Origin of the sequence: Actinomadura alba (assembly GCF_014323705.1) — a bacterium.
Taxonomy (GTDB): domain Bacteria; phylum Actinomycetota; class Actinomycetes; order Streptosporangiales; family Streptosporangiaceae; genus Actinomadura_C; species Actinomadura_C alba.
Genome location: NZ_JABVEC010000001.1, coordinates 125,952 through 149,310 on the forward strand (window position 1 = coordinate 125,952; position 23,359 = coordinate 149,310).

Here is a 23,359-nt window from a genome sequence, read left to right on the forward strand (position 1 = left end):
AGGGTCACCTGCTCTCGATCGAAATCGCCGACTGGGTGCCGGCGAACCGTCGGGGGGTTGTTGGTGGTCGACTGACCACCGGGAGCAACGAGCCCGGAGATATCGGTTTCGTCACGGTAGTGCACGAGAGGCCCGACGTACAACCTCTTGTCACCAAACGCCGCCTCACCGGGGAAAGTTCCTCCAAAGCAACCGGACAAAAATCTCAAAGCTGGCAAACCCATAGAGAAAACCCAGTCCCTGGCCACCGCCGCCATCACCCTGCTCTAGGACATCAGACCGTACGGAGTTACATGGGCGCGTCAAGGAGAATTCGCAAGGTGTAACCGTTTGGCGACCTGCTATTCCCACTGATTCAGACATTCGGTGACGGGCCACTCAGCATTCCGGAAATGGCCGCGTCAGGCGGTCGTCGTGATGTACTCCTCGAGCTCCGCCACCAGGCTCACCGGCACCCGGGCGTGCATGGCCGTCCCCTCGGCGGTGTGCTCCTGGGTGACCACCTCACCCTGCTCGTGCACGCGGGCGACCACGTCGCCGCGATCGTAGGGCACCAGCACCTGAACCGTGTGCTCGAGGCCGGGCAGGTCCTGCTCGATGACCGTGAGGAGCTCCTCGACCCCGGCGCCGGTGCGCGCCGAGACCACGACGCTGCGCGGTTCCCTGCGCCGCAGGCCGGCGACGGCGAGCGGGTCGGCGGCGTCCGCCTTGTTGATGACCACGAGCTCGGGCACCGTGTCGGCGCCGATCTCGCGGAGCACCTCCCGGACGGCGTCGATCTGTGCCTCGGGGTCGGCCTCGGAACCGTCGACGACGTGCAGGATGAGATCGGCGTCCGAGACCTCCTCGAGGGTGGATCTGAACGCCTCGACGAGCTGGTGCGGCAGGTGCCGTACGAAGCCGACCGTGTCGGTCAGCGTGAAGCCCCGGCCGCTCGGCGTGATCGCCCGCCGTACGGTCGGATCGAGGGTGGCGAACAGCGCGTCCTCGACGAGTACTCCCGCGCCGGTCAGCCGGTTGAGCAACGAGGACTTGCCCGCGTTGGTGTAGCCGGCGATCGCCACCGAGGGCACCTTGCGCCGGCGCCGCTCGGCCCGCTTGGTGTCGCGCGCCGTGGTCATCCCGGCGAGCTGCCTGCGCAGCTTGGCCATCCGGGTGCGGATCCGCCGCCGGTCCAGCTCGATCTTGGTCTCACCGGGGCCTCGGCCGCCGATGCCCACACCGCCCGCGGCGCGTCCGCCCACCTGCCGGGACAGGTTGCCACCCCAGCCGCGCAGACGGGGCAGCAGGTAGCTGAGCTGGGCGAGCTCGACCTGCGCCTTGCCCTCTCGGCTGCGGGCATGCTGGGCGAAGATGTCGAGGATCAGCGCGGTGCGGTCGATGACCTTGACCTTGACGATCTCTTCCAGCTGGCGCAGCTGGCCGGGCGTGAGCTCTCCGTCGCAGATGACGGTGTCGGCGCCGGTCGCGATCACGATGTCGCTCAGCTCGGCCGCCTTGCCCGAACCGACGTACGTCGCGGGATCGGGCGTCGAACGGCGCTGCATCAGGCCCTCGAGCACCTGCGACCCGGCCGTCTCGGCCAGGAGCGCGAGCTCGCGCAGCGAGTTCTCGGCCTGGCGGACGGTTCCCTCGGTCCACACGCCGATGAGCACGACGCGCTCAAGCCGCAGCGCCCGGTATTCGACCTCGGTGACGTCGTGCAGCTCTGTAGACAGCCCGGCGACCCGGCGAAGCGCCTGTCGCTCGGCGAGATCCAGGTCACCGTTGATGGGCTGGTCTTCGTGGTCTTCGGAGAAAGCAGCAGTCATATGTCCTCAGAGGTGGAACGCCGCGGCGCGGCGAGGTCTTCCCTTCGATCGTCTCACGCGTGGCCTGCGCGTTCACCTGCTTTTGTGCCCGGGGCAACCCCGCACGACGCCCACCGTGGGTATGACCGGGCAGAACGCAGCCGGCGCGTGAGACCGCGGTGACCCCTTTGACCCTCCTCCGCATGCCGGACTAATGTTCCGCTCAACAGAAGTTTTTTTTCACCAGACGAAAGGGAAGGCAGATGGCCGGAGCCGAAGGCGTGGAGGTAACCGGCCCCCTCCACGATCGTTACGACGAGGTCCTCACTCCCGGGGCGCTGAGTTTCCTCGCCTCCCTGCAGCGCGAGTTCGGCGCTCGCCGCAAGGAACTCCTGGCCCAGCGCGGCGTGCGGGAGAGCCGGCTCACCGCCGGTGGCACCCTCGACTTCCTTTCCGAGACGGCGGACGTCCGCAATGACACCGCCTGGAGGGTCGCGGAACCCGCGCCGGGACTGGAGGACCGGCGGGTCGAGATCACCGGGCCGACCGACCGCAAGATGACCATCAACGCGCTGAACTCGGGCGCGAAGGTGTGGCTGGCCGACTTCGAGGACGCCAACACCCCGCTCTGGGAGAACATGGTCGAGGGGCAGCTCAGCCTGCGCGACGCCCTCGACCGCACGATCGACTTCACCTCTCCGGAGGGCAAGGGCTACGCGCTGAAGCCCGACGACGAGCTGGCCACGATCGTGGTGCGCCCGCGCGGCTGGCACCTGGACGAGAAGCACGTCCTCGTCGACGGCGAGCGCATGTCGGGCTCGCTGTTCGACTTCGGCCTCTACCTCTTCCACTGCGCCCGCCGCCAGCTGGACAAGGGCAAGGGTCCGTACTACTACCTGCCGAAGATCGAGAGCCATCTCGAGGCGCGGCTGTGGAACGACGTCTTCAACCTGGCCCAGGACGCGCTGGAGATCCCCCGCGGCACCATCCGCGCGACGGTGCTCATCGAGACCATCCCGGCGGCGTTCGAGATGGACGAGATCCTGTACGAACTGCGCGATCACTCCGCGGGGCTCAACGCCGGCCGCTGGGACTACCTCTTCTCGGTGATCAAGAAGTTCCGCTCGCGCGGAGCGGACTTCCTGCTGCCGGAGCGCAACGCGATCACCATGACCGCCCCGTTCATGCGCGCCTACACGGAGCTGCTCGTCCGCACGTGCCACAAGCGCGGGGCGCACGCGATCGGCGGCATGGCCGCGTTCATTCCGTCGCGCCGCGACGAGGAGGTCAACCGGGTCGCCTTCGAGAAGGTGCGCGGCGACAAGGCCCGCGAGTCCGGTGACGGCTTCGACGGGTCGTGGGTCGCCCACCCCGACCTGGTGCCGATCTGCCGCGAGATCTTCGACGGCGTGCTCGGCGACAGGCCGAATCAGCGCGACCGGCTGCGCGAGGAGGTCAAGGTCTCGGCCGCCGACCTGCTCGCCGTCGACCAGACGCCGGGCGAGATCACCGAGACCGGGCTGCGCAACAACGTCGACGTGGGGCTGCAGTACATCGCCTCGTGGCTGGGCGGCAACGGCGCGGTCGGGATCCACAACCTCATGGAGGACGCCGCCACGGCGGAGATCTCACGCTCGCAGATCTGGCAGTGGATCCACAACGACGTCACCCTGGCCGACGGCACGCGCGTCACCGAGAAACTGGTCGAGCAGATCATCGACGAGGAGCTCGGCAAGATCCGCGAGTCCCTGGGCGATCGGTTCGACGAGCAGCGGTTCGCCCAGGCCGTGTCGCTGTTCAAGGAGGTCGCGCTGGCCGACGACTACGCCGAGTTCCTGACCGTCCCGGCCTACGAGCGCATGCCGTAGCGCCGCAGATTCCCGATCAGGCCGACCCGGCGAGCGGAGGCGGCCATCGCAGGACCACGTCGTCCGACGCGGCCGCGCCCGGGCCGGCGTGGTCCTGCCGCCTCTGCCGCAGTTATGCCATCTTGTACGGAATCGGCGACTTTCCAGGTACGTGACCATTGCGTGATCGCGGCACAAGGCGTGTGCTGAAGGAGTGATGGCGATGGACGTTGCGGCGATGGCGGCACGGTTCACCGAGCTGCTCGGGGCGGACGGGGTCATCACCGACCCCGTGCGGCTCCGTACCTACGATTGCGACGGGCTGACCTACCATCGGGCGACGCCGGGCATCGTGGTGCTGCCGGACGACGCCGAGCAGGTCGCCGCGATCGTACGGGAGTGCGTGGCCGCCGGAGTGCCCTACGTCGCGAGAGGCTCGGGCACCGGGCTGTCCGGTGGCGCCCTCCCCCGCACCGACGGGGTGCTCATCGTGACCTCCCGGATGCGCCGGATCCTCGAGATCGACATCGACAACGAGCGGGCCGTCGTCGAACCAGGAGTGATCAACCTCGACGTCAGCAGGGCGGTGCGCCCGCACGGCTACTACTACGCGCCCGATCCGTCGAGCCAGCAGATCTGCTCCATCGGCGGGAACGTGGCCGAGAACTCGGGTGGGGCCCACTGCCTGAAGTACGGCTTCACCGCGCACCACGTGCTCGCCTGCGAGATCGTCACCCCCGAAGGCGAGATCGTGACCCTCCACGACTGGCCGGGATACGACCTGCTCGGCACCTTCATCGGCGCCGAGGGCACGCTGGGCATCACCACCAAGATCACGGTACGGCTGACCCGGCTGCCCGAGACGGTGCAGACGCTCCTCGCCGCCTTCGAGTCGATGGAGGCGGGCGGCGCGGCCGTGTCGGCCATCATCGGCGCCGGGGTGGTGCCCGCGGCGATCGAGATGATGGACGCCCTGTCCATCGAGGCGGCCGAGGCCGCGGTGCAGTGCGGTTACCCGCCGGGTGCCGGCGCGGTGCTCATCGTGGAGCTCGACGGCCCCGCCGCCGAGGTCGAGGAGCAGTTCGCCGAGGTTGAGCGGCTGTGCCGCGAGGCCGGGTCGTTCGAGATCCGGATCGCCGCCGACGACACAGCGCGAGCCCTCATCTGGACCGGCCGCAAGTCGGCCTTCGCCGCGGTCGGCCGGATCAGCCCGGCCTACATCGTGCAGGACGGCGTGATCCCCCGCACCGCGCTCGCGCAGGTGCTGGCGCGGATCGACGAGCTCTCCCGTGGCAGCGGCGTACGGGTGGCCAACGTCTTCCACGCCGGCGACGGGAACCTGCACCCCCTGGTGCTCTTCGACGACGGCGAACCCGGGGCGGGCGAGCGGGCCGAGGAGGTCTCCGGGCAGATCCTCGACCTGTGCATCGAACACGGCGGTTCCATCACCGGCGAGCACGGCGTCGGGGTCGACAAGTCCCGCTACATGCCCCGGATGTTCACCGACACCGATCTCGACACCATGCAGATGGTGCGGTGCGCCTTCGATCCCGCAGGGCTCTGCAACCCCGGCAAGATCTTCCCGACCCCGCGGCTGTGCGGGGAGGTGCCCGGCGTGCGTAAGGGCGTCCATCCGCTCGTCGCCTCCGGCCAGGCGGAGCAGTTCTGATGGCCCGTTCACGGCTCGCAGCGAGATCCGGCAGGAAGAGGTGGGGATGACCACGTCCTCGAAGGCGCTCGGTGAGGTGTGCGCCGACGTACGGCCCGGTGACGCCGACGACGCCGTACAGGGCGTCGCGCCCGAACACGTCGCGGCACCGGCGACCGTGGAGGAGGCGAGCGAGCTCATGCGGGTCGCCGCCGAGCACGGCCTCGCCGTGGTCGCGCGCGGAGCCGGCACCCGAATGGACTGGGGGGCACCGCCCCGGCGGTGCGACCTGCTCGTCGACACGCGCGGCCTGGACCGCGTCATCGAGCACGCCGCCGGTGACCTCGTCGTCAAGGTCGAGGCCGGCCTGCCCCTGCACCGGCTGAGCGAGACGCTCGAGGCGAGCGGCCAGCGGCTCGCGCTCGACCTCCCCCTCGAGGGTTCGACGGTCGGCGGCACGCTCGCCACCGCGGCCGCCGGGCCGCTGCGCCTGCGCTACGGCACCCCGCGCGACCTGCTGATCGGCGTCACCGTCATCCGGGCCGACGGAGCCGTCGCCAGGGCGGGCGGCAAGGTCGTCAAGAACGTCGCGGGATACGACCTGGGCAAGCTCGTCACCGGCTCGTACGGCACGCTCGGCCTGATCGTGGAGGCGGCCTTCCGGCTGCATCCGCTGCCGCGGGGGCGGGCGTTCGTCACCGCCCGTACGGCCGGTGCGACCGCCGCCGGCGAGGTCGTACGCGGCGTGCTGCACTCGGCGATCGTGCCCAGCGCAATCGAGGTGGACGCGCCCGCGGACGGCCCGGTCACGGTCGGGGTGCTCGTGGAGGGGTCCCCCTCGGGCGTCACCGCCCGCGCCGACGCGGCGGCCGCCCTGCTCGGGCCGGGCGCCGAGGTCGGCGAGGCCGTCCCCTCGTGGTGGGGCCGGGGCCTCGCCGGAGAGATCCTCATCGAGCTCCGGGTCAAGCCCACCGATCTGCCCCGCGTCCTCGACATCGCCGCCGGCGCGGAGGCACGGGGATCGGCGGGCAGCGGCGCCTGGCAGATCGCCCTGCCGGCGGACGCCGGCGCCCGGCGAGTCGCCGAGGTCCTCGAAGCCGCCCGCGACCTTGGGCACGCCGTCGTCCTCACCGCTCCCCCCGAGCTTCGCGAAGGGCTCGACATGTGGGGGCCGGTCCCCGCACTCGGCCTCATGCGCCGGGTGAAGGACCAGTTCGATCCCGAACACCGTCTGTCCCCTGGCCGTTTCGCCGGAGGCATCTGTTGACGCCCTCCCCCGCCCGAAGGCGGGGGATTCCACCCCCCGTCCCCTATGCAAAGGAGAGAACGAGGTGAGGTTCGCGGTTCACCGGCCGGGCCAACGCCTGGCCTCCCCGCGCAGTCACCGTCCGCCCGACGGCGATGTTCTTGGCCGCGTTCACGTCCGCGTGATCTGTGTGCCCGCAGGCGCGACAGCGAAAAACCGCTTGGCTCTCACGGTTGCCCGCTGCGCGATGCCCGCAGGCGTTACAGGTCTGGGAGGTGAACGCGGGATTGATCTTCTCCACCCGGCCGGGAGCCTTGTGCTCCAGCCGGGTCACCAACCGGCCCCAGCCATTGGCGTGGATGGACCGGTTGAGACCGGCCTTGGCCCGCACATTCTTCCCGGGCGCGGCAACGGTGCCGCGCGCCGAGCGCACCATGTTGCCGATCCTCAGGTCCTCGACACAGATCACGTCGAAACGACGGGCCAGATCAGTGGAGGTCTTCTCCACCCAGTCCATGCGGCGATCCACCTCGCGGGCCTTGATCCGGGCGATCGCGGTCTTGACGCGCCGCCTCCGGTTCGACCCGGGCTTGGCCCTTGCCAGCCTGCGTTGCAGTCGCAGCAGCCGCTTGGCCTCGCTGTGGCGCAGGCCGGGTACCGACAGCAGTTCCCCGGTGGACAGGGCAGCCGAGACGGCCACCCCCCGGTCCACACCGACCACCGCACCCGTGCCGGGTCCGGGCACCGGTTCGGGTACGGCGGCGAAGGCGACATGCCAGCGGCCCGCCCGATCACGAGTGACCCGAAACGATCTGACCTCGCCGGGGACTGCGCGGGACCAGCGGAAGGCCACCCAGCCGACCTTCGGGATCCTCACCTGACCAGACTTGCGGGACACCCGCCGTACATCCCAGTGCCGGCCGCGCTGCCCCACGATCCGGAACCCCTCGTGCCTGCCCGCTTTACGCCACGTCGGCCGGCGATGCGTCCCGGCGAAGAAGTTGCTCATGGCCTGGGCGAAGTCCCGCAACGCCTGTTGCTGCACCGTCTGCGACCCAGCGGCCAGCCACCCGAACTCCCTTCTGGCCTCGGTCAGCTGACGGCACTGCTCCAGGTAACCCGGCGCGCCCGCCCGCCCCGGCCGCCAATGCCGATGCTGCTCCACCGCCATATTCCACACAAAACGCGCCTGCGCACAGTGTTCCAGCAGCGCCGCCTCCTGGGCGGATGTCGGCTGAAGCCGGAACCGCATGCGAACACGCTATCGACCACCACCGACACCTCGAGGAGGGAGCGGCGTTTCCTCCCCGGCCTGAAGGCCGAGGTCTCCACGCCGCACATCCGATGAACACGCCGAACCGGTCGGACGACCCGCTCGAGGCCGGGCAGGGCCGTACGGACCGCGACGCGCCCGCGGGCACGGACATGCTCGGGCTCATTAACGACTGCGTGCACTGCGGCTTCTGCCTGCCGAGCTGCCCGACGTACGTGCTGTGGGGCGAGGAGATGGACTCGCCGCGCGGGCGCATCCACCTGATGAAGCAGCACGCCGAGGGCGAGCCGCTCAGCGCGCCGATGGTCGAGCACTTCGACCGCTGCCTCGGCTGCATGGCCTGCGTGACCTCGTGCCCGTCCGGTGTTCAGTACGACCGGCTGATCGAGGCCACCCGGGCCGAGGTACAACGCGACCATCCCCGGACCCGGCGCGACCGGGCGTTGCGCGAGGCCATCTTCGCGGTCTTCCCTTACCCGCGGCGGCTCAGGATGCTGCGCGCACCTCTGCGCGCCTACCAGCGCACCGGGTTCGACCGGCTCATCCGGCGCAGCGGGCTGCTCGAGCGCATCTCGCCGACGCTCGCCGCGATGGAACGCCTCGCGCCGCCGCTCGGCCGGGCGAAGCGGCTGCCCGAGCTGATCCCGGCGCACGGTGAGCGCAGGGCGACCGTGGGCATGCTCACCGGTTGCGTGCAGCGTGAGTTCTTCCCGGGCGTCAACGCGGCCACCGCCCGGGTCCTGGCGCTGGAGGGCTGCGAGGTCCTGATCCCGAAGGGCCAGGGATGCTGCGGCGCCCTCTCCCTGCACTCGGGGCGCGAGGAGGAGGCGCAGGCGTTCGCGCGCCGCGCGATCGAGGAGTTCGAGCACGTCGACGCCATCGTGGTCAACGCGGCCGGATGCGGCTCCGCGATGAAGGAGTACGAAAAGCTACTGGCCGGCGACCCGGAATGGGCGGATCGCGCCGCCGCCGTCAGCGCCAAGACGCGTGATCTCGCCGAGTACCTCGAAGAGCTCGGCCCGCGGAGCGTACGGCATCCGCTGCCCGTCACAGTGGCCTACCACGACGCCTGCCACCTGGCGCACGCCCAGGGGATCCGCGCCCAGCCGCGCGCCCTGCTGAAGGGCATCCCCGAGCTGACCGTCAAGGAGATCATGGAGGCCGACGTGTGCTGCGGCTCGGCGGGCACCTACAACCTCATGCAACCGGAGGCGGCGCGGGATCTCGGCGACCGCAAGGCGGCCAACGTCACCGCCACCGAGGCGGAACTGCTGGTGGCCGCCAACCCCGGCTGCACGCTGCAGATCGCGACGGCGATGGGCGCACGCGGCGAACGCATCGCGATCGCCCACACGGCCGAGGTGCTCGACGCCTCCCTCCGCGGCGTCGGGCGGGACGCCTTCCTCGCCGGTCGCTGAGACGCGGCCGACCCGGCGGCGCTCGGGTCCGCGGCGAGCGGCCGCCGCGCCCTCGCGGTGTCGCCGCGTACGCGCTTGACCCCGAGGCCGCCGCCCGGCTGTGGCAGGTCTCGATCGACGCCCTTGTCAGTTAGCCCGGAGCCGCCGCCAACTCGATCTCCATATCGACCGCCCAGGCGAGTTCCTTGCGCCCTTCGGATGCCAGGAACACGTCGACTTGCCGTTCGAACTCTTCCTGTTGTCCGAAGCCGGGCCATGCCACTCTCACGCAGCGGATCACCAGGTTCGGGCCGGAGAACTCTTCTTGAGCGAGACGTCGTCCCGGCTCGATGTCCGAATGGTCGTTCCCGGGCATGCGGTCACCCGAAGGTCACCGGCTCCCATTCTGAAGCGGCTGTCGTCAGTGAGGCTGAGTTCCAGGTCAGCGCTCTTGCCGCTACCGAGCAGCGTCAGCCGCTTGAGGCCCCATTTCCTCAAAGGGAAGAGACTTCCAGATTGTGCTCTTCATGGGACGGAGAGTGGTCATCATGGGCGTCCGGCACCGGAGAAAGGCACGATCGGCTCCGACCGCGCATCACGCGGGTCCACCGGAAGGGACGCCTCGGCGCTGCGCAGATTGATCAAGGATCAGGGTAGCCAGAGGTACCTCGATCCTTGATCGATAAGACGCGGTCGCTTCTGTCCCGGCTTCGCCACCGAACCCTCTCCCCGCCTTAGCGCAGAGTGTGTTCACCTGCCTTGACATGGCAAGTGAACGCCCGCCACTCAGCGGCGGAGAAGAGGAGCTTGGCCCCATCCGGGTTCTTCGAGTCCCGTACAGCGACCGCGCGGTCAAGGCCGACGACCTCAACACAATCCCCGCCGGTGTCAGTGCTGCGGCTGCTCTTACGCCACAGGCCAGCAACCTCGACACACTGGCCACCCGTGTCAGTACTGCGGCTACTCTTGCGCCACTGTGCAGAGTCCAGCGTGTTCATAGGCTCTCCAGGATCCCGTGGAGCGTCTTCAGAGATTCGTCGGCGGACATCGCCGCTCCTCTGATCAGGTCGAACCGTAACGCATACTCGCGCACGGTTTCCGAGTGGTCAATGAGCTGACCACCCACGTGGCCTTCGATGTACGCGACATCGGGGCTACTTCGAAAGCCCAGGAGAGTAAAGGCTCCCGGAAGGCCAGCGTACGCACCTCTACTCTGCGGGACGATCTGCATGGTGATGGCCGGCCGTTCGGCAAGCGCGATCAGATGCCCGACCTGGTGCCGCATGAGCTCCGCGCCGCCTATCGGGCGCCGGATGGCTCCCTCGTCGAAAACGACGACGACGCGTGGTGGATCCTCGCTCGTGAGGATTCCTTGGCGCGACATCCTCGTCACGACGAGCTGCTCGATCGCCTCCGGTGTTCTTCCGGCCTTGAGCACCTCGTAGGCATATTCACGCGTCTGGAAGAGGCCGGTCACCGCCATCGCTTCGAACATGTACATCACGATGGCCTCGGCTTCTCGATCCACGAAGTCGGGGAATCCTGGGGGCAGGAGCTGGAGTTGGCCGAGATGCTTGAGCCACTCCCACAGGCGGTGGAAGGTGCCGTTCGTGGTGAAGAAGGTGTCGCAGTCTCTCGCGAACTCCTCGGACGGCGTGCTCTTGCGCTGTTCGATCTGGCCGATCCACTGGGCGGTGTAACCGAGCTGGTCGGCCAACTGAGGGCGCGACAGTCCCGCCGCCTCGCGGAAGGCGCGCAGCTCGGCACCGAAGTAGTCGGCGGGTGACTGCGGGGTTCCGAGTTCTCGGGGACGGCGAGGCATCCGGGCACCTCCGGCATTGGAAAGCGGCGCACTTTCTTTCGGCGCGTGCGGGGTTTGCCCGCGTGGGCTTCTGGCGCTTCCCGACATTAGCCCGGTCACAGCAGGCTTGCGTGTCGTAACGGAGAGAAACCACGACGTTAGGCAGCCCGTGATGCACACCCCCACTCCGACCGACGATGAGCTGCTCGCCCGGCTCCGGTCCGACTATCCCGGCCACCGGATCTGGCGTTCTGTGCGCCATGACGGTCTGCTCGGCGACTGGGTCGCCACGCTGCACGACCCGGCCGCCGGTGTCGATGCCACCGTGATCAGTGACTCCGCCGGGGAACTGCGCACGGAACTCGACGCGGAGCGGGTGCGAGCGGCCCGGCGGGAGCGGAGCCGGTGACGGCGCGGCGAGGCAGCGTCCAGCGCCGCCGCGTCACGTTGCTGGTGCTACGGCGTACGGGAAGGACGGAGACTCGCGCGGGCGGTGAGCGACCCCTCGGGCACACCGCCCGCGCGGCTGGCACCCATACGGAGGGAGCACTCGCTCTCGTCCGGCCAGGACCGGCGCTGATCGATGCCCGATGGCCCGCGTACCCCTGGTTCAGCGGGACCTCGCCGTGGCATACGGAATCGTGAGAACCGTCGGGCGGCCGCCGGAGGTCGTACGGGCCGAGATCCTGGCGGAACTCCGGCGGCGCTTCCCCGAGGTCCCCTGCTGGTGGGGACCGTACACCTGCCGCTGGTGGGCGATGGTGTCGTGGCACGGCCGGCCCCGGCTCGTCGAGGCGCTCAACCTGGAGGAGCTCCTGCCACTGATCATCGCCACTCGCACCCGGCCACCGGTCTAGCACGCCCGCCCAGCGGGATCCCAGGTGCTCAGATGCTCGGATCGGCGACGACCGCAGCCGTTCGTCGTCCTCAGGTGGCGTCGTGGAACACGAGCCCGAGCGTGTACCTGCTGCCGGAGCGGATCGCGGACACACCATGCCGTACGGGCGACGCGGACCAGCCGCGCTTGGACCGGACGGGCCGGTCGCGGGTGGTGAAGATCAGGCCGTGCCCCTGCGGGATGAGGACGGAGGTCCCCCGGGACTGGGCCCTGGGGCGCTGTTCGACCAGCAGGAACTCACCGCCCGTGTGGTCCTCGCCCGGAGCGTTCAGGTTGATCACCACCTGCAGGGGGAACACCTTCTCGCCGAAGAGGTCCCGGTGCAGGGCGTTCCAGTCCCCGGTGCCGTAACGCAGCAGGATCGGTGCGGGCCGCCTCTGCCCGGCCTCGTGACAGATCGCCAGCCACTCCTCGAGGGTGTCGGGCCACTCCGCCTCGCGGCCGAGCCGGGCGTACCAGTCGCGGGCGATGGGCAGGAGCCGCGGATACAGCTCCTCCCGCAGCCGCTGGACGGGCTCGGGGAAGGGACGGTCGAAGTACCGATACTCGCCACTGCCGAACCGGTGACGCCGCATGTCGACGGTGGAGCGGAAGCGATCGCTCTCGTCGTAGCGGTCGGCCAGCCACCGGCACTGCTCCGGCGTCAGCAGCCGCGGCAGCAGGGCGCACCCGTACTCGTCGACCTCCTCGGTCACCGACGCCCAGTCGGCCGAGGCGACCCGGCGGGCGAACTGGTCCTCGCCGGGCTCGGCGATGGTGTTCACGGTCGTACTGGCGGCGCTCATGCCGCTCCCTCCAGGGTCAACAGGATGTGCTTGGCGTCCGCGCCGCCCGCGTAGCCGCCGGCGCTGCCGTCGGAGCGCACCACCCGGTGGCAGGGCACGACCACGGGAAGCGGGTTGGTGGCGCAGGCGGTCCCCACCGCGCGCACCGCCCGTGGGCTGCCCGCGGCGGCGGCGACCTGGGCGTAGCTCTCGGTACGGCCGTAGCCGATGTCACGCAGGTGCCTCAGCACCTCGCGCCGGAATCCCTTCGACAACCGCCAGTCGAGCGGAAGGTCGAAACGGGTCCGCCGCCCGGCGAAGTACTCCTCGATCTGCCGGCTCGCCTCGTCCAGACGTGCCGGGGCGTGCAGGATGCGCGGGCTGACGCTGTCGGCGAGCTGCCGCAGCACGGCGTCGTGGTCCTGGACGGCGTAGGCGACCTTCACCAGGCCCTGTCCCGTGCCTGCCAGCAGGAGGCTGCCGACCGGCGTATCGAGCGTGCGGTAGGCGACATCGAGGATCCCCTCGCGCTGGGCCCGGTCGACGAGCCTCTCGTGCAGCCGGGCCATCGCGGGCGCGTCCTGGTCGGGAAGCGCCGCGAACAGGCGCCCGGTCTGTGGGACGGATGCGGTCATCGGGCCACTCCCCTCTGTTCGGTGGGCGCTGGATGGTCGGTGGGTCCCGGATAGGTGGTGCGCAGGGTCTTGATCCCGTCGGCCGCCGCTCTGCGCGCCGCGTCCGTACTCCCGCCGTACAGCGCGGCGATCTCCTTGTACGGCAGGCCGGCCAGATAGTGATAGGCGACCGCCTGGCGCTGCCGGGCGGGCAGCGCCTTGAGCGCCCGCCACAGGTCGCCGTCCCAGTCCTCCGGCCGGCCGGTACGGCTCGGACGCTCCGGCAGCTCCTCCACCGGAGCGGGCCGGCGGGCGGCGGCGCGGGCGACGTCGATGGCCTTGCGGTGGGCGATCGTCACCAGCCACGCCTCGACGTTCGCGTCGGACGGCAGATCCGGGTACGCCTTCATCGCCGACACGAAGGTCTCGGACCAGGCGTCCTCGGCGTCCTGCGGCCCGAGGACGGCACGGCACACGCGCAGCACCATGGGACCGTGGTCCGTGACGATCTGCTCGAACGGTTGCATGGTCACACCTTGTAGACGCCCGGGGCAGGGAAAACGTGAGGCCGCCGCTCAGAACAGCCTCGCCGCCTTCCGCGCGGCCGGCTCCTCCAGATCCAGCAGGAACCGCTTGCGTTCCAGGCCTCCTGCATAGCCGGTCAGTGCGCCGTCCGCACCCACCACCCGGTGACAGGGCACGATCACCGACACCGGATTACGGGCGTTGGCCGCGCCGACCGCCTGCGCCAGTGACACGTTCCCCAGCAGCCGCGCGAGGTCCCCGTACGAACGCGTCTCGCCGAAGGGGATCTCCATCAGCAGCCGCCACACCCGCTGCTGGAACTCATCCCCGCGAGGCGCCAGCGGAAGATCGAAGCGGCTCCGCTCGCCGGCGAAGTACTCCCCCAGCTGACGCCGTACCTCATCGAAGCCCGACTCGCTGTAGACGCCCAGTTCCTCCGGCCCGGGGCCGCGCAGATGCCGTTCGAAGTACAGCCCGCTCAGCACGCCGTCCTCGGCGACCGCGGTCAGACCACCGAGCGGTGACGCGATGACGGTGTGAGTCCTGGCCATGTCGCTTCGCCTTCCCAAGGCCCTGGGACCGCCGGTGCGGCCCTCTCCCACCCTGAAGACGACCGGCGGCCGGAAAACGTGAGTACGCGCCATCGGCAGGGTCGTCGACCGGTCTGGCATACACTCCCTTCGCGCACGAACGAGCCGGGTTACGGAGGGCCGAGTTGACGGACTTGGGGCGCCGGGGATTGCTCGGGCTCGGCGTGGTGGCGGCCTTGGGAGCCTGCAGGCCCGCCGAGTCGACGGGGAGGGCTCCGACTCCCAAGGCGAGCCCGGGCGCCGGCGACGTGCGCCGGGACACCGCGCCGCTGGAACGGCGTTTCACCCTGCTCGGCCGCCTCTCGGCCGCCCATTGGCTGGACTATCCGCTGGGAGTCGATTCCCGCTTCTCGGTTCCCGGCCCCACCGATGTCCGCGTTGTGGGGATCGCCCGGCTTCGAGCGGGAAAAGTAGCCGCCATCGTCAAGGCACGGCGGCCTGCGTTCCGTGCGCGAGTGCCGAACCTCGTGCCGCATCCGCTGAGCGGCTTCATGCCTCCTGGCGCCACGTGGGTCAGGAGCGAGGCTTTCGACAGCGAGATCACGCGTGACGCGTATGACGGCGCGTTCTATCTCGACCCCGACTCGGACCACGTCTACTTCGACACGACCAATCCCACACCCGCGCCGGGCGGCGGCCCATCCTGAGAGGTCAGCGCTCGCCGCCGGCCTGGAAGCCGATGTCCTCGTAGGCGAGGTCGTAGAAGCCGCGCGCTCCGATGTTGGCGAGCGTGGACCGTACGGCGACGAACTGCGGCCGCTGGCACAGCGGCAGGACGCTCGCAGCCCGCCAGATCAGGGCGTCGGCATCGTTGGTGAGCGTCCGGGCCTTCACCGGATCGAGCTCGCGCAGGGCGCGGTCCATCGCCTCGTCGATGGCCGCCGCGTCCGCCCGAGGGTCGCCGCCGGGGACACGATCGCCCTTGGGCGTGGCGAAGTTCGAGCGCAGTGAACTGACCGGGAACGGCCCGCCCGGCCAGGAGAACGCGGCGATGTCGACCGCGCCGCGCCTCACGTGACCGGGGTCGAGGCGGCGCGCGGGAACCGTCTCGACGTCCAGCGTGACGCCGATCCGCTTCAGCATCTCCTGGACGAACAGCGCCTCTCGCCCGCTGACGGAATCCCCGGCGGCGACGGCGAACCGCAGCCTCAGGACCTTGCCGTTCCTCATCCTCCGATCGCCGTATCTCGTCCAGCCCGCCTCGTCGAGCAGCCGCATGGCCCGGCCGGGGTCGTAGGCGCTCAGCCCGGTGGAGTTGTCCTGATATCCGGCCTGGGTGTTCAGGAAGAAATGGTTGTTCAGGGGCTGGGCGAGCCGGTCGAGGTCCGCGCTGACGGCCTTGCGGTCGACGGCGAGCATGAGCGCCTGCCGCACCCTGAGGTCGGAGAGCGGCGGCCTGGTGACGTTGAAGGCCAGGTTGCGCGAGCCGGGGCCGCCGGCCGCCCGTACGACGGCACCCTGGGCCCGGGCGGCGCGCGTGTACGCGCTGACGTCCGAGCCGATGTCCATGAGGTCGATCCGCCCGGACGCGAGCGCCGCGGGAAGCGCGGCGACATCCATGGCCTGGTAGACGATCCGGTCGAGCTTGGGCGGCCGGCCCCACCAGCGGGGATCGCGCCCGACGGTGAGCGTCCCGGCGGCGGTGTCCAGATGCTCCACCCGGAAGGGCCCAGCGGTGGGACCGATCCGCCCGGCCCATCCCCGGTCGAACACCCGCGGGTCGGAGTTGGTCGCCGCCGGATAGAGCGGGCTGAACAGGCTCGGCCAGCCGGCGAACGGCCGGGAGAACGTCACGACGACCTCATGGTCGGTGGTGCCCCGGGCGACCTTCTCGATCCGGTCATAGCCCGGCACGGTCGCCGGGCGGAACCGCTCGTCCCTGCCGGACAGCGCCCTGGCCTGCGCCGCGTAGTCCCGGTAGGTGATCGGTCTGCCGTCGGACCACGCGGCGCGGGGGTTGAGGGCATAGGTGACGACCTGGCGGTCCGATCGGCCGCTGACCGTCACGTCCTTGACGTAGTCGGGGTCCGGATGCGGCACCGCCTTCTCGTCGCACCGCATCACGTACGGAAGCAGGCCGGAGAGAACGTCGGCGGCCGGGCCCGGCCCGCCGCCCCCGCGTGAGAGGTTCCACTGCCGGGGAAACTCCGCGAGAGCCCACCTCAGCGTGCCGCCCGTCCGGAGCTGCTCGCGAGGCACCGGGTTGATGTCGAAGGCGGGCAGCCCGGGTGCCGGCTCCCACTCGGTCTGCCCCGGCACCGGGCGCTCGCCGCAGCCGCCGGTGAGCAGCACCGCCACGGCGACCGCACCGGCCCTGCGCACGAGCGCTCTCACCCGATCCCCCAAGCTTCCCCGAAAGCTCCGCCGAGCGCGCCGGCCCGCCCCGCCCGGCCCCCGCCGGGTCACCTGTCGCGACCGATGTATCACACGACGTGCATGCGGCCGTCGCGAGACGAGCGCGCCTAGGGGGAAAGGACCCTGCCGTGAGAACCCGTTTGCCGGGGATTGGGGTGGGACCGGTGCGGCGGCGTACCGCTCCCCCGGCGCCTCAGTGACTGGGCACGAGGTCGAGGTCGGGGGTGGTGGGTGCGGGCGTCCGGGCCCGGCCGCCCTTCAGGGCCCCGGCCGCGAAGAGGGCGATCGCCGCGGCCGACCAGACCAGCAGGACGGTCAACGGCCCTCCCGCGGCCGCTCCGTCGAAGAACGCCACCGAGCGGAGCAGCGAGACCGTCGCGCCGGGCGGCAGCGCCTGCCCGATGGCTCCCCACGGCTCGGGCAGCAGCTCGGGCGCCGACGCGGCGGCCGACAGCGGGTTGCCGAGCAGCAGCATGGTGAGCGCGCCGAGCCCGAGACCCGCACGCCCGATGACCACGGACAGGCCCGCGACCGTGGCGGTGACGGCGAAGATCCCCAGCGCCACGGCGGCCGAGACGGCGAGGTAGGAGCCGGGCAGGAGCGACAGCCAGCCCTGCGCCAGAGCGACGCCGGCGAACCCGCCGAGCACCGCGAACACCAGGACGCCCACCGCCCGCCACGCGACCGACGAGACGAGCAGAGTCAGCAGCCCCGCCGCCGCGAGACCGGACATGACCAGCGGGAGCACCATGGCGGCGAATCCCGCGCCGCGCGGATCGTCGGAGTCGGCGGGCACCACGTCGTGCGCCGCCGCGACGGGCGCTCCAGAGAGTTGCTGGGCCAGTTGGCCCAGCTGTTGCGCGAGCACGGGGCTCGCGGCCGAGGCGACCAGGACGCGCGGTCCCGAGGGGCCGACGACGATGGCTCCGTAGGCGTCCCGGTCGGTGAGCGCTTCGCGTGCGGCGGGCTCGTCGGCGACCCGCTCGATGTCGAAGGCGCCGGGCCGCTCCCGGGTGAGCCGGTCGGAGACGGCCACGGCGGCCGCCTCGGGGCCCGCGACGACGAGCGGTACGTCACGGGGGTCGGTGCGGACGGCCGGCCAGGCGAAGGCGATGACCATCAGCGCCTGGAGAACGACGACGCCGATGCCGATCGCCACCGCGCGGGTGGAGTCGGGCGGTTTCATGGTGAGCTCCTGGAAATCGGATGTCCGTTCTGTTTTACGCGAGGAGCGTCGCACCGGATCCATGGCTTGTCAAGAACGGATGTTCGTTTTAGTTTGGACCGCATGCCGAAGGTGAGTGCGGAACATCTCGAACGCCGACGTCAGCAGATCCTCGAAGCCGCCCGGATCTGCTTCATCCGCAAGGGCGTCCACGAGACGTCCATGCAGGACGTCTTCGCCGAGTCCGGGCTGTCCGCCGGGGCGGTCTACCGCTACTTCAAGAGCAAGAACGACATCATCGTCGCCATCATGGGCGCCACCGGGCTGCGCCTGCGGGACTTCATGGAGGAGGTCCTCCACGAAGACCCCCTGCCCCCGCTCGACGACGTCGTGTACCGGTTCGCCGAGGTGATCGTCTCGTGGTCGGGCGAGGGCGGTGTCACCCGCCTCGCCCCGCAGGCCTGGGCCCTGGCGACGTACGACCCGCAGTTCGCCGGGCGGGTGCGCGACACCATGGGCGGCATGCGCGATCTGTGGATCGTCTACGCGGAGCGGCTGCGCGACGCCGGCCGGTTGCCCTCCGACGCCGACACCGACGCCGTGGGCAAGCTGCTCGTGGGCCTGCTTCCCGGCTTCATCATCCAGCGCGCCATTCTCGGCGAGACCGACGCCGACACCATGCGCCGGGGCATCCGCGCCCTGATGGAACACGCTCCACTGCCGGTCGCCGACACCCGGTGACCCGCCCGCTCACAGCGGTCAGCCGAAGGCGACCTTGGCGGCCTTGCCGAGCAGCGCCACGAATTCGTCGGCGTCGGCCTCGCTCAGCCCGCCGAACGCCGGGGCGACGAGGGTGTCCGTGAGCTCCTCGGCGTCGGCCCGGCGCTTGCGCGTGTCATCGTCCGGCTCGGCGTACGGCTCCGGCCAGCCGAAGTACCGGGCATTGCCGTCGCCGCTCGGGATCAGGATGGAGGCACCGGTGAGGACGGACTCCAGCGGCGTCAGCCCGCAGGACAGCACCGCGACCAGGTGCAGGCCGCCGCGCAGTTCGCGCAGCACGTGCGCGAACCGGGACACCCTGGCCAGGGGATCCTCGGGGGGCGGCATCGCCCGCCAGCCGGCGAACAACGGCGCCCCGATGACGTCGGCCTCGGCCGCCACCGCCTCGAGCAGCCCGGCGAGCCGGTCGGCGTCGGCGGCCGGCAACCCGGCGAACTTGCGCCGCCCGAACGCGTCGCAGACTCCGGCGTAGCGACGTGCCGCCTCTTCGGCGGGCAGACTCGCGCCCGCCTCCCACGAGGCGCGCACCACGCCGGGCGGGAAGAACCCGACCGCCGAGGCGACGACGTCGGCGTCGACCTCGCCGAGCACGCCGCACCGCCCGCGCATGTACGGGGTCCAGAGCGTCAACCCGGCCGCCTCGCCGTACGCCTTCGCCTCCCTGGAGATCATGAAGGCTCCGCCGAGAGCCCCGAGGTGGTCCTTCACCGCCGCAGCGAGCGCTCGCGTGTCAGTCATGCACACCGCCCCAAAGAACTAGAATCTGATTCTAGGAATCTTAGGTGCCGCCACCGGGGACGACAACCGCCGGGTCCTCGCGGTGCTCGCCTTCCTGCGCGGCTGACGGCCGAGCGGGGGCCGGCCGGCACCTTCCCCGGGTCATGGCACCGGCCATCGGCTCGTCGGGCTCACAGGTCCCGGCGGCGTACGACGGTCACGGCGATGACCGCCGCGACGAGCGACCAGGCACCGAACACGATCCACGCCTCGGTGATCGATACGGGGTATTTGATCGGAATGAAGGGTGGTTTGGCGGGATTGTCGGTCAGGGCATCCCATGCGGAGATCGGCATCGCGTTGCCGATTTCCTTGACCCACCGGTACGTCTCGCCCTGGAAGAGGCTCGGCAGGAGGAGAAGCACTCCGACGGTCGCGATGATGGTGCCGGCGGCGTTCCGGATGAGGGCGCCGAGGGCCATGCCGACCAGGGCGCACACCGGGGCGAGCAACGCGGATGCCGTGACGGCCCGCAGTGCGCCGGGGGCGCTGATCGACAGGCCGATGCGCTGCCCGTCGTAGATCGCCTGGGTCACACCGAACGAGGCCGCCGAGACGACCGCGCCGAAGACGAGCACGACCGCCGCCACCACGACCATCTTGGCCGCGATCACCGGGCGGCGCGCGGGAACGGCCGCGAACGTCGTGCGGATCAGCCCGCTCGCGTACTCGCCGAAGACCGTGATGGCGCCGACGCTGCCGGCGACGAGCATGAGGATCTGGAAGGCCTCCGGGACGAAGGCGGCATGCATCGGATCGATCGCGGTGCGTTGCTCCGGATGCGAGCTGTTCGCGATGAGGTGGACGTTGGAACGGGCGGAGTTCACGCAGATTCCGATGGAGACCAGTGCGCCGGTCACCAGGACCCCGTAGGTCGAGCGGAGCGACCACAGTTTGATCCACTCGGCGGCGAGCAGGTGGCGGAACCGGGCGCGGGGCTCTGTACGGGACACGGATGCCGTCCGTCCCGAAACGGTCGAGATGCTCATCGGGGTTCTCCTGCGGGGTACTCGACGCTGTCTGCGGTGAGTTCCATGAACGCCTCTTCCAGGGAGGAGCTCCGGGTGGTGATTTCGTGCAGCATGATGCGGTGGTCGAAGGCGAGCTCGCTGATGCGGGCCGCGCTGAGCCCGGTCACCGTGCACGATCCGTCGTCTTCGGGCTCCACCGAGGCGCCTTCGGCGGTCACGACGGCCGTGAGCGCGGCGGGGTCGGGCGTGCGGACGGTCACGCTCTGGCGGGTGCCGCGGGCCGCGAACTCCGTCAGGGACTCAGAGGCGATCAGCTCGCCCCGGCCGATGACGATGAGCCGGTCGGCGGTGTGCTCCATCTCGGTCATCAGGTGGCTGGAGACGAACACGGTGCGGCCCTCGGCGGCCAGCCGGTGGAACATGCCGCGCAACCACAGCACGCCCTCGGGGTCCAGGCCGTTGAGCGGCTCGTCGAACAGCAGCACCGGCGGATCGCCGAGCAGCGCGGTGGCGATCCCGAGCCGCTGCTTCATCCCCAGGGAGAACCCGCCGATGCGGCGCCGCGCCGCGTTCGCCAGCCCGACCTCCTCCAGGACCTCGTCGACCCGGCGGCGCGGGATGGCGTTACTGCGGGCCAGGGCGGACAGGTGCGCCACCGCGCTGCGCCCGCCGTGGACGTCATGGGCGTCGAGCAACGCGCCGACGTGGCGCAGCCCGCGCGACCGGTCCCGGAACGGATATCCGTCGACGGTGACGGTTCCGCTGGTGGGATCGTTCAGGCCGAGGATCATCCGCAGCGTGGTGGTCTTACCGGCGCCGTTGGGGCCGAGGAACCCGGTGACGAGACCGGGACGCACCGTGAAGCTCAGGGCGTTCACGGCGGTCACCCGGCCGTAGCGTTTGGTCAGTTCATTGGCTTCGATCACCCGGCCAACGGTGCCGGAGCCGGCCCCTGCTCGGCATCGGACCGCCGTCCACATTCGCGCGAGCGCCTATCGACCGTGGGTGTACACCCACGGTCCAATGCCCCGGCGGCGATCCGGTGTCTACGATCAGGACATGTCCGCCACGCCGCCTCCCCCGCTGCTCAAGCGCCTGCCGCCCGGGACATGGACGGCCCTGGCCTGGTGTGCCGCCATGGCCTACTCGTCCGTCATGGGTGTCAGGTTGCCGGGTGAGGCGCAGTACATCCGCCCCGGCAGGCACGTCTTCGACCTGGAGTCCGGGCACTGGGCGTTCCTGGCGATCGCCGCCGTCATGGCGCTCGCGGGCAGCGTCCTGCTGCGCCGCAGACCACTGCCGGCCCTGGCCCTGCTGCTCACCGGCTCGGTCTTCATGGCGATGGCGCTGAACTCGACGGAGATCGGATTCCCGGAGTTCCTGGCGGTCGACGTCGCCCTCTTCTACATCGCGGCCACCCGGCCGCACCGGAGCTCGATCGCCGCCGCAGTCATGGCGCTCGGCGTGCTGGTCGGCTACGCGACCACACGGCTGCTGCTCGGGTTCTTCATCGGCACCTCGACAGAGCTGGTCGTCGCCTTGACCGCCGTCATCGCCTGGCTGGTCGGCAATTCGATGCGGCAGAGCCGCGACCATGCCCAGACGCTGCACGCCCAGGCGGTCACCGCCCAACGGCTCCGGATCGCCCGCGAGCTGCACGACATGGTCGCGCACAGCATCGGCATCATCGCCATCCAGGCCGGCGCGGCGAGGCTGGTCATCGACACCCAGCCGGCAGGCGCGCGCGACGCACTGAGCGCCATCGAGAGCGCCAGCCGAGAGACCCTGTCGGGGCTGCGCCGGATGCTCGGCGCGCTCCGCCAAGCGGAATCGGCCCCGGTGGCGACCGCCCCGGCACCAGGTCTGGCGGACGTCGAACGGCTGGCCGCGACGACCACGGCCGCCGGCGTCCGCGTCGACGTGCAGTGGCGAGGGCAGCGGTGTCCACTTCCCGCCGAGATCGACCTGTCGGCTTTCCGCATCATCCAGGAGGCGGTGACCAATGTGGTGCGCCATGCCGGCACCCGCCAGTGCCGGGTGTCCATCGAGCATCGGGATGAGGAGCTGTCCATCGAGGTCGTCGACTCCGGGCGTGGCAAACACAGCCACAGCACTGCCGGTGCCGGGTACGGCATCGTCGGGATGCGCGAGCGGGTCGGGCTGCTGCACGGCGACTTCACCGCCGGGCCGCGTCCCGAAGGCGGATACCGCGTGGCCGCCTGCCTGCCGCTTCCCGTAGGAGCCCGATGACGGTCCGCGTCGTGCTCGCCGACGACCAGCCATTGGTACGCGCCGGCCTGAACATGGTCATCGCCGATACTCCCGACCTGCGCATCGTCGGCGAGGCCGGAAACGGTGCCGAGGCGGTCCGGCTGGTGCGGGAACTCCAGCCCGACGTGGTGGTGATGGACATTCGCATGCCCGGCATGGACGGCATCGAAGCCACCCGGATCATCACGACCGGTCCCGAGACCGCGCGCGTGGTCGTCTTGACCACTTTCGACGACGACGACCATGTCTACGGTGCGCTGCGCGCCGGCGCCTCCGGGTTCCTGGTCAAGGACATGGCGCTCGTGGAGATCCTCGCTGCGATCCGGGTGGTCGCCAACGGGGACGGCCTGATCGCGCCGAGCGTCACGCGTCGCCTGATCGAGGAGTTCGCCGGACGGCCCGAGCCGGTCCCCGCCCCACCGCACCGGCCGGTCGACGGCATCACCGAGCGGGAACGCGAAGTGCTGACGCTGGTCGGCGGCGGCCTGACCAACACCGAGATCGCCGGCCGGCTCATGATCAGTGTGGCCACCGTCAAGGCGTACGTGACGCGGCTGCTCGCCAAACTCGACGCCCGGGACCGGGTCCATCTGGTCATCATCGCCTACGAGATGGGCCTGGTCGCACCTCCCCGGTGACGAGCATCG

24 protein-coding genes are annotated in these 23,359 nt (G+C 70.5%); 10 read left to right on the forward strand and 14 right to left on the reverse strand.

Annotated features, from left to right (window positions below):
- Positions 1–401: 401 nt before the first annotated feature.
- Positions 402–1,811: a GTPase HflX gene (gene hflX, locus HKK74_RS00640; protein WP_187240934.1), complete on the reverse strand. Its 1,410-nt coding sequence runs from the start codon at positions 1,809–1,811 to the stop codon at positions 402–404.
- A gap of 242 nt (positions 1,812–2,053) precedes the next feature.
- Here hflX and aceB point away from each other — a divergent pair, with 242 nt between their 5' ends.
- The 3 genes from aceB to HKK74_RS00655 all read left to right on the forward strand — a co-directional run bounded on the left by aceB (position 2,054) and on the right by HKK74_RS00655 (position 6,552).
- The gene (gene aceB / locus HKK74_RS00645) at positions 2,054–3,658 is read left to right on the forward strand and encodes a malate synthase A (RefSeq protein ID WP_187240935.1); all 1,605 of its coding nucleotides are present in this window, start codon (positions 2,054–2,056) and stop codon (positions 3,656–3,658) included.
- Positions 3,659–3,854: 196 nt separating this feature from the next.
- A complete protein-coding gene (locus HKK74_RS00650) occupies positions 3,855–5,306 on the forward strand; it encodes an FAD-linked oxidase C-terminal domain-containing protein (protein WP_376771500.1) in 1,452 nt (483 codons plus the stop codon).
- Between the two features lie 46 nt (positions 5,307–5,352).
- Entirely contained in the window at positions 5,353–6,552 is a 1,200-nt protein-coding gene (locus tag HKK74_RS00655) for an FAD-binding oxidoreductase (protein ID WP_187240936.1), read from the forward strand.
- Positions 6,553–6,595: 43 nt separating this feature from the next.
- On the opposite strand, the gene HKK74_RS00660 is transcribed toward HKK74_RS00655, so the two are convergent.
- Positions 6,596–7,783 (reverse strand): RNA-guided endonuclease InsQ/TnpB family protein, encoded by a 1,188-nt coding sequence (locus tag HKK74_RS00660; protein WP_187240937.1) that lies wholly within the window; start codon positions 7,781–7,783, stop codon positions 6,596–6,598.
- 173 nt (positions 7,784–7,956) lie between these two features.
- Here HKK74_RS00660 and HKK74_RS00665 point away from each other — a divergent pair, with 173 nt between their 5' ends.
- Positions 7,957–9,222: a (Fe-S)-binding protein gene (locus HKK74_RS00665; RefSeq protein ID WP_222721776.1), complete on the forward strand. Its 1,266-nt coding sequence runs from the start codon at positions 7,957–7,959 to the stop codon at positions 9,220–9,222.
- Between the two features lie 130 nt (positions 9,223–9,352).
- Here HKK74_RS00665 and HKK74_RS00670 read toward each other — a convergent pair whose 3' ends face one another.
- From HKK74_RS00670 to HKK74_RS00680, 3 genes are all read right to left on the reverse strand, one after another.
- Complete coding sequence (locus tag HKK74_RS00670) at positions 9,353–9,577, reverse strand: hypothetical protein (protein WP_187240939.1); 225 nt, start codon at positions 9,575–9,577, stop codon at positions 9,353–9,355.
- A 358-nt stretch (positions 9,578–9,935) separates the two neighbouring features.
- A complete protein-coding gene (locus tag HKK74_RS00675; protein WP_187240940.1) occupies positions 9,936–10,199 on the reverse strand; it encodes a DUF397 domain-containing protein in 264 nt (87 codons plus the stop codon).
- Positions 10,196–11,110: a helix-turn-helix domain-containing protein gene (locus HKK74_RS00680; protein ID WP_246491098.1), complete on the reverse strand. Its 915-nt coding sequence runs from the start codon at positions 11,108–11,110 to the stop codon at positions 10,196–10,198. The genes HKK74_RS00675 and HKK74_RS00680 overlap by 4 nt, the downstream gene beginning before the upstream one ends.
- A 64-nt stretch (positions 11,111–11,174) precedes the next feature.
- Here HKK74_RS00680 and HKK74_RS00685 point away from each other — a divergent pair, with 64 nt between their 5' ends.
- Both HKK74_RS00685 and HKK74_RS00690 read left to right on the forward strand, forming a co-directional pair.
- Positions 11,175–11,411, forward strand: a complete 237-nt coding sequence (locus HKK74_RS00685) for a hypothetical protein (protein ID WP_187240941.1) — start codon at positions 11,175–11,177, stop codon at positions 11,409–11,411.
- Between the two features lie 232 nt (positions 11,412–11,643).
- Positions 11,644–11,859: a hypothetical protein gene (locus tag HKK74_RS00690; RefSeq protein WP_187240942.1), complete on the forward strand. Its 216-nt coding sequence runs from the start codon at positions 11,644–11,646 to the stop codon at positions 11,857–11,859.
- Positions 11,860–11,929: 70 nt separating this feature from the next.
- Here HKK74_RS00690 and HKK74_RS00695 read toward each other — a convergent pair whose 3' ends face one another.
- The 4 genes from HKK74_RS00695 to HKK74_RS00710 are packed head-to-tail and all read right to left on the reverse strand — an operon-like array spanning position 11,930 to position 14,354.
- Positions 11,930–12,685: a 2OG-Fe(II) oxygenase gene (locus HKK74_RS00695; RefSeq protein WP_187240943.1), complete on the reverse strand. Its 756-nt coding sequence runs from the start codon at positions 12,683–12,685 to the stop codon at positions 11,930–11,932.
- Positions 12,682–13,299 (reverse strand): methylated-DNA--[protein]-cysteine S-methyltransferase, encoded by a 618-nt coding sequence (locus HKK74_RS00700; protein WP_187240944.1) that lies wholly within the window; start codon positions 13,297–13,299, stop codon positions 12,682–12,684. The genes HKK74_RS00695 and HKK74_RS00700 overlap by 4 nt, the downstream gene beginning before the upstream one ends.
- Entirely contained in the window at positions 13,296–13,805 is a 510-nt protein-coding gene (locus tag HKK74_RS00705) for an RNA polymerase sigma factor (RefSeq protein ID WP_187240945.1), read from the reverse strand. Before HKK74_RS00705 ends, HKK74_RS00700 begins: the two co-directional genes overlap by 4 nt.
- 48 nt (positions 13,806–13,853) lie before the next feature.
- Entirely contained in the window at positions 13,854–14,354 is a 501-nt protein-coding gene (locus HKK74_RS00710) for a methylated-DNA--[protein]-cysteine S-methyltransferase (protein ID WP_187240946.1), read from the reverse strand.
- 164 nt (positions 14,355–14,518) lie between these two features.
- On the opposite strand from HKK74_RS00710, the gene HKK74_RS00715 reads away from it, so the two are divergent.
- Complete coding sequence (locus tag HKK74_RS00715) at positions 14,519–15,040, forward strand: hypothetical protein (RefSeq protein WP_187240947.1); 522 nt, start codon at positions 14,519–14,521, stop codon at positions 15,038–15,040.
- Positions 15,041–15,044: 4 nt separating this feature from the next.
- On the opposite strand, the gene HKK74_RS00720 is transcribed toward HKK74_RS00715, so the two are convergent.
- Together HKK74_RS00720 and HKK74_RS00725 are read right to left on the reverse strand one after the other, a co-directional pair.
- Positions 15,045–16,727 carry an ABC transporter family substrate-binding protein gene (locus HKK74_RS00720; protein WP_187240948.1) on the reverse strand — a complete coding sequence of 561 codons (1,683 nt, stop codon included), beginning with the start codon at positions 16,725–16,727 and terminating at the stop codon, positions 15,045–15,047.
- 214 nt (positions 16,728–16,941) lie between these two features.
- A complete protein-coding gene (locus HKK74_RS00725; protein WP_187240949.1) occupies positions 16,942–17,934 on the reverse strand; it encodes a hypothetical protein in 993 nt (330 codons plus the stop codon).
- A 102-nt stretch (positions 17,935–18,036) separates the two neighbouring features.
- On the opposite strand from HKK74_RS00725, the gene HKK74_RS00730 reads away from it, so the two are divergent.
- A complete protein-coding gene (locus tag HKK74_RS00730; RefSeq protein ID WP_187240950.1) occupies positions 18,037–18,654 on the forward strand; it encodes a TetR/AcrR family transcriptional regulator in 618 nt (205 codons plus the stop codon).
- 18 nt (positions 18,655–18,672) lie between these two features.
- On the opposite strand, the gene HKK74_RS00735 is transcribed toward HKK74_RS00730, so the two are convergent.
- From HKK74_RS00735 to HKK74_RS00745, 3 genes are all read right to left on the reverse strand, one after another.
- A complete protein-coding gene (locus tag HKK74_RS00735; protein ID WP_246491099.1) occupies positions 18,673–19,431 on the reverse strand; it encodes an SCO6745 family protein in 759 nt (252 codons plus the stop codon).
- A 170-nt stretch (positions 19,432–19,601) separates the two neighbouring features.
- Positions 19,602–20,459, reverse strand: coding sequence for an ABC transporter permease (locus HKK74_RS00740; RefSeq protein WP_187240951.1), 858 nt, complete (start codon positions 20,457–20,459; stop codon positions 19,602–19,604).
- Positions 20,456–21,367 (reverse strand): ABC transporter ATP-binding protein, encoded by a 912-nt coding sequence (locus HKK74_RS00745; protein WP_187240952.1) that lies wholly within the window; start codon positions 21,365–21,367, stop codon positions 20,456–20,458. Before HKK74_RS00745 ends, HKK74_RS00740 begins: the two co-directional genes overlap by 4 nt.
- A 133-nt stretch (positions 21,368–21,500) precedes the next feature.
- On the opposite strand from HKK74_RS00745, the gene HKK74_RS00750 reads away from it, so the two are divergent.
- Together HKK74_RS00750 and HKK74_RS00755 are read left to right on the forward strand one after the other, a co-directional pair.
- The gene (locus HKK74_RS00750) at positions 21,501–22,691 is read left to right on the forward strand and encodes a sensor histidine kinase (protein WP_187240953.1); all 1,191 of its coding nucleotides are present in this window, start codon (positions 21,501–21,503) and stop codon (positions 22,689–22,691) included.
- The gene (locus HKK74_RS00755; protein ID WP_187240954.1) at positions 22,688–23,350 is read left to right on the forward strand and encodes a response regulator; all 663 of its coding nucleotides are present in this window, start codon (positions 22,688–22,690) and stop codon (positions 23,348–23,350) included. The genes HKK74_RS00750 and HKK74_RS00755 overlap by 4 nt, the downstream gene beginning before the upstream one ends.
- Positions 23,351–23,359: the final 9 nt, after the last annotated feature.

What these genes read in the sequence shown, in the direction of transcription:
- HKK74_RS00750 (WP_187240953.1), top strand. Translation starts at nt 21,501, where the DNA reads ATGTCCGCCACGCCGCCTCCCCCGCTGCTCAAGCGCCTGCCGCCCGGG.
- HKK74_RS00650 (WP_376771500.1), top strand. Translation starts at nt 3,855, where the DNA reads ATGGCGATGGACGTTGCGGCGATGGCGGCACGGTTCACCGAGCTGCTC.
- aceB (WP_187240935.1), top strand. Translation starts at nt 2,054, where the DNA reads ATGGCCGGAGCCGAAGGCGTGGAGGTAACCGGCCCCCTCCACGATCGT.
- HKK74_RS00735 (WP_246491099.1), bottom strand. Translation starts at nt 19,431, where the DNA reads ATGACTGACACGCGAGCGCTCGCTGCGGCGGTGAAGGACCACCTCGGG.
- HKK74_RS00685 (WP_187240941.1), top strand. Translation starts at nt 11,175, where the DNA reads ATGCACACCCCCACTCCGACCGACGATGAGCTGCTCGCCCGGCTCCGG.
- HKK74_RS00695 (WP_187240943.1), bottom strand. Translation starts at nt 12,685, where the DNA reads ATGAGCGCCGCCAGTACGACCGTGAACACCATCGCCGAGCCCGGCGAG.
- HKK74_RS00730 (WP_187240950.1), top strand. Translation starts at nt 18,037, where the DNA reads ATGCCGAAGGTGAGTGCGGAACATCTCGAACGCCGACGTCAGCAGATC.
- HKK74_RS00740 (WP_187240951.1), bottom strand. Translation starts at nt 20,459, where the DNA reads ATGAGCATCTCGACCGTTTCGGGACGGACGGCATCCGTGTCCCGTACA.
- HKK74_RS00705 (WP_187240945.1), bottom strand. Translation starts at nt 13,805, where the DNA reads ATGCAACCGTTCGAGCAGATCGTCACGGACCACGGTCCCATGGTGCTG.
- HKK74_RS00665 (WP_222721776.1), top strand. Translation starts at nt 7,957, where the DNA reads ATGCTCGGGCTCATTAACGACTGCGTGCACTGCGGCTTCTGCCTGCCG.
- HKK74_RS00675 (WP_187240940.1), bottom strand. Translation starts at nt 10,199, where the DNA reads ATGAACACGCTGGACTCTGCACAGTGGCGCAAGAGTAGCCGCAGTACT.
- HKK74_RS00670 (WP_187240939.1), bottom strand. Translation starts at nt 9,577, where the DNA reads ATGCCCGGGAACGACCATTCGGACATCGAGCCGGGACGACGTCTCGCT.
- HKK74_RS00725 (WP_187240949.1), bottom strand. Translation starts at nt 17,934, where the DNA reads ATGAAACCGCCCGACTCCACCCGCGCGGTGGCGATCGGCATCGGCGTC.
- HKK74_RS00700 (WP_187240944.1), bottom strand. Translation starts at nt 13,299, where the DNA reads ATGACCGCATCCGTCCCACAGACCGGGCGCCTGTTCGCGGCGCTTCCC.
- HKK74_RS00655 (WP_187240936.1), top strand. Translation starts at nt 5,353, where the DNA reads ATGACCACGTCCTCGAAGGCGCTCGGTGAGGTGTGCGCCGACGTACGG.
- HKK74_RS00680 (WP_246491098.1), bottom strand. Translation starts at nt 11,110, where the DNA reads ATGTCGGGAAGCGCCAGAAGCCCACGCGGGCAAACCCCGCACGCGCCG.
- HKK74_RS00660 (WP_187240937.1), bottom strand. Translation starts at nt 7,783, where the DNA reads ATGCGGTTCCGGCTTCAGCCGACATCCGCCCAGGAGGCGGCGCTGCTG.
- hflX (WP_187240934.1), bottom strand. Translation starts at nt 1,811, where the DNA reads ATGACTGCTGCTTTCTCCGAAGACCACGAAGACCAGCCCATCAACGGT.
- HKK74_RS00710 (WP_187240946.1), bottom strand. Translation starts at nt 14,354, where the DNA reads ATGGCCAGGACTCACACCGTCATCGCGTCACCGCTCGGTGGTCTGACC.
- HKK74_RS00755 (WP_187240954.1), top strand. Translation starts at nt 22,688, where the DNA reads ATGACGGTCCGCGTCGTGCTCGCCGACGACCAGCCATTGGTACGCGCC.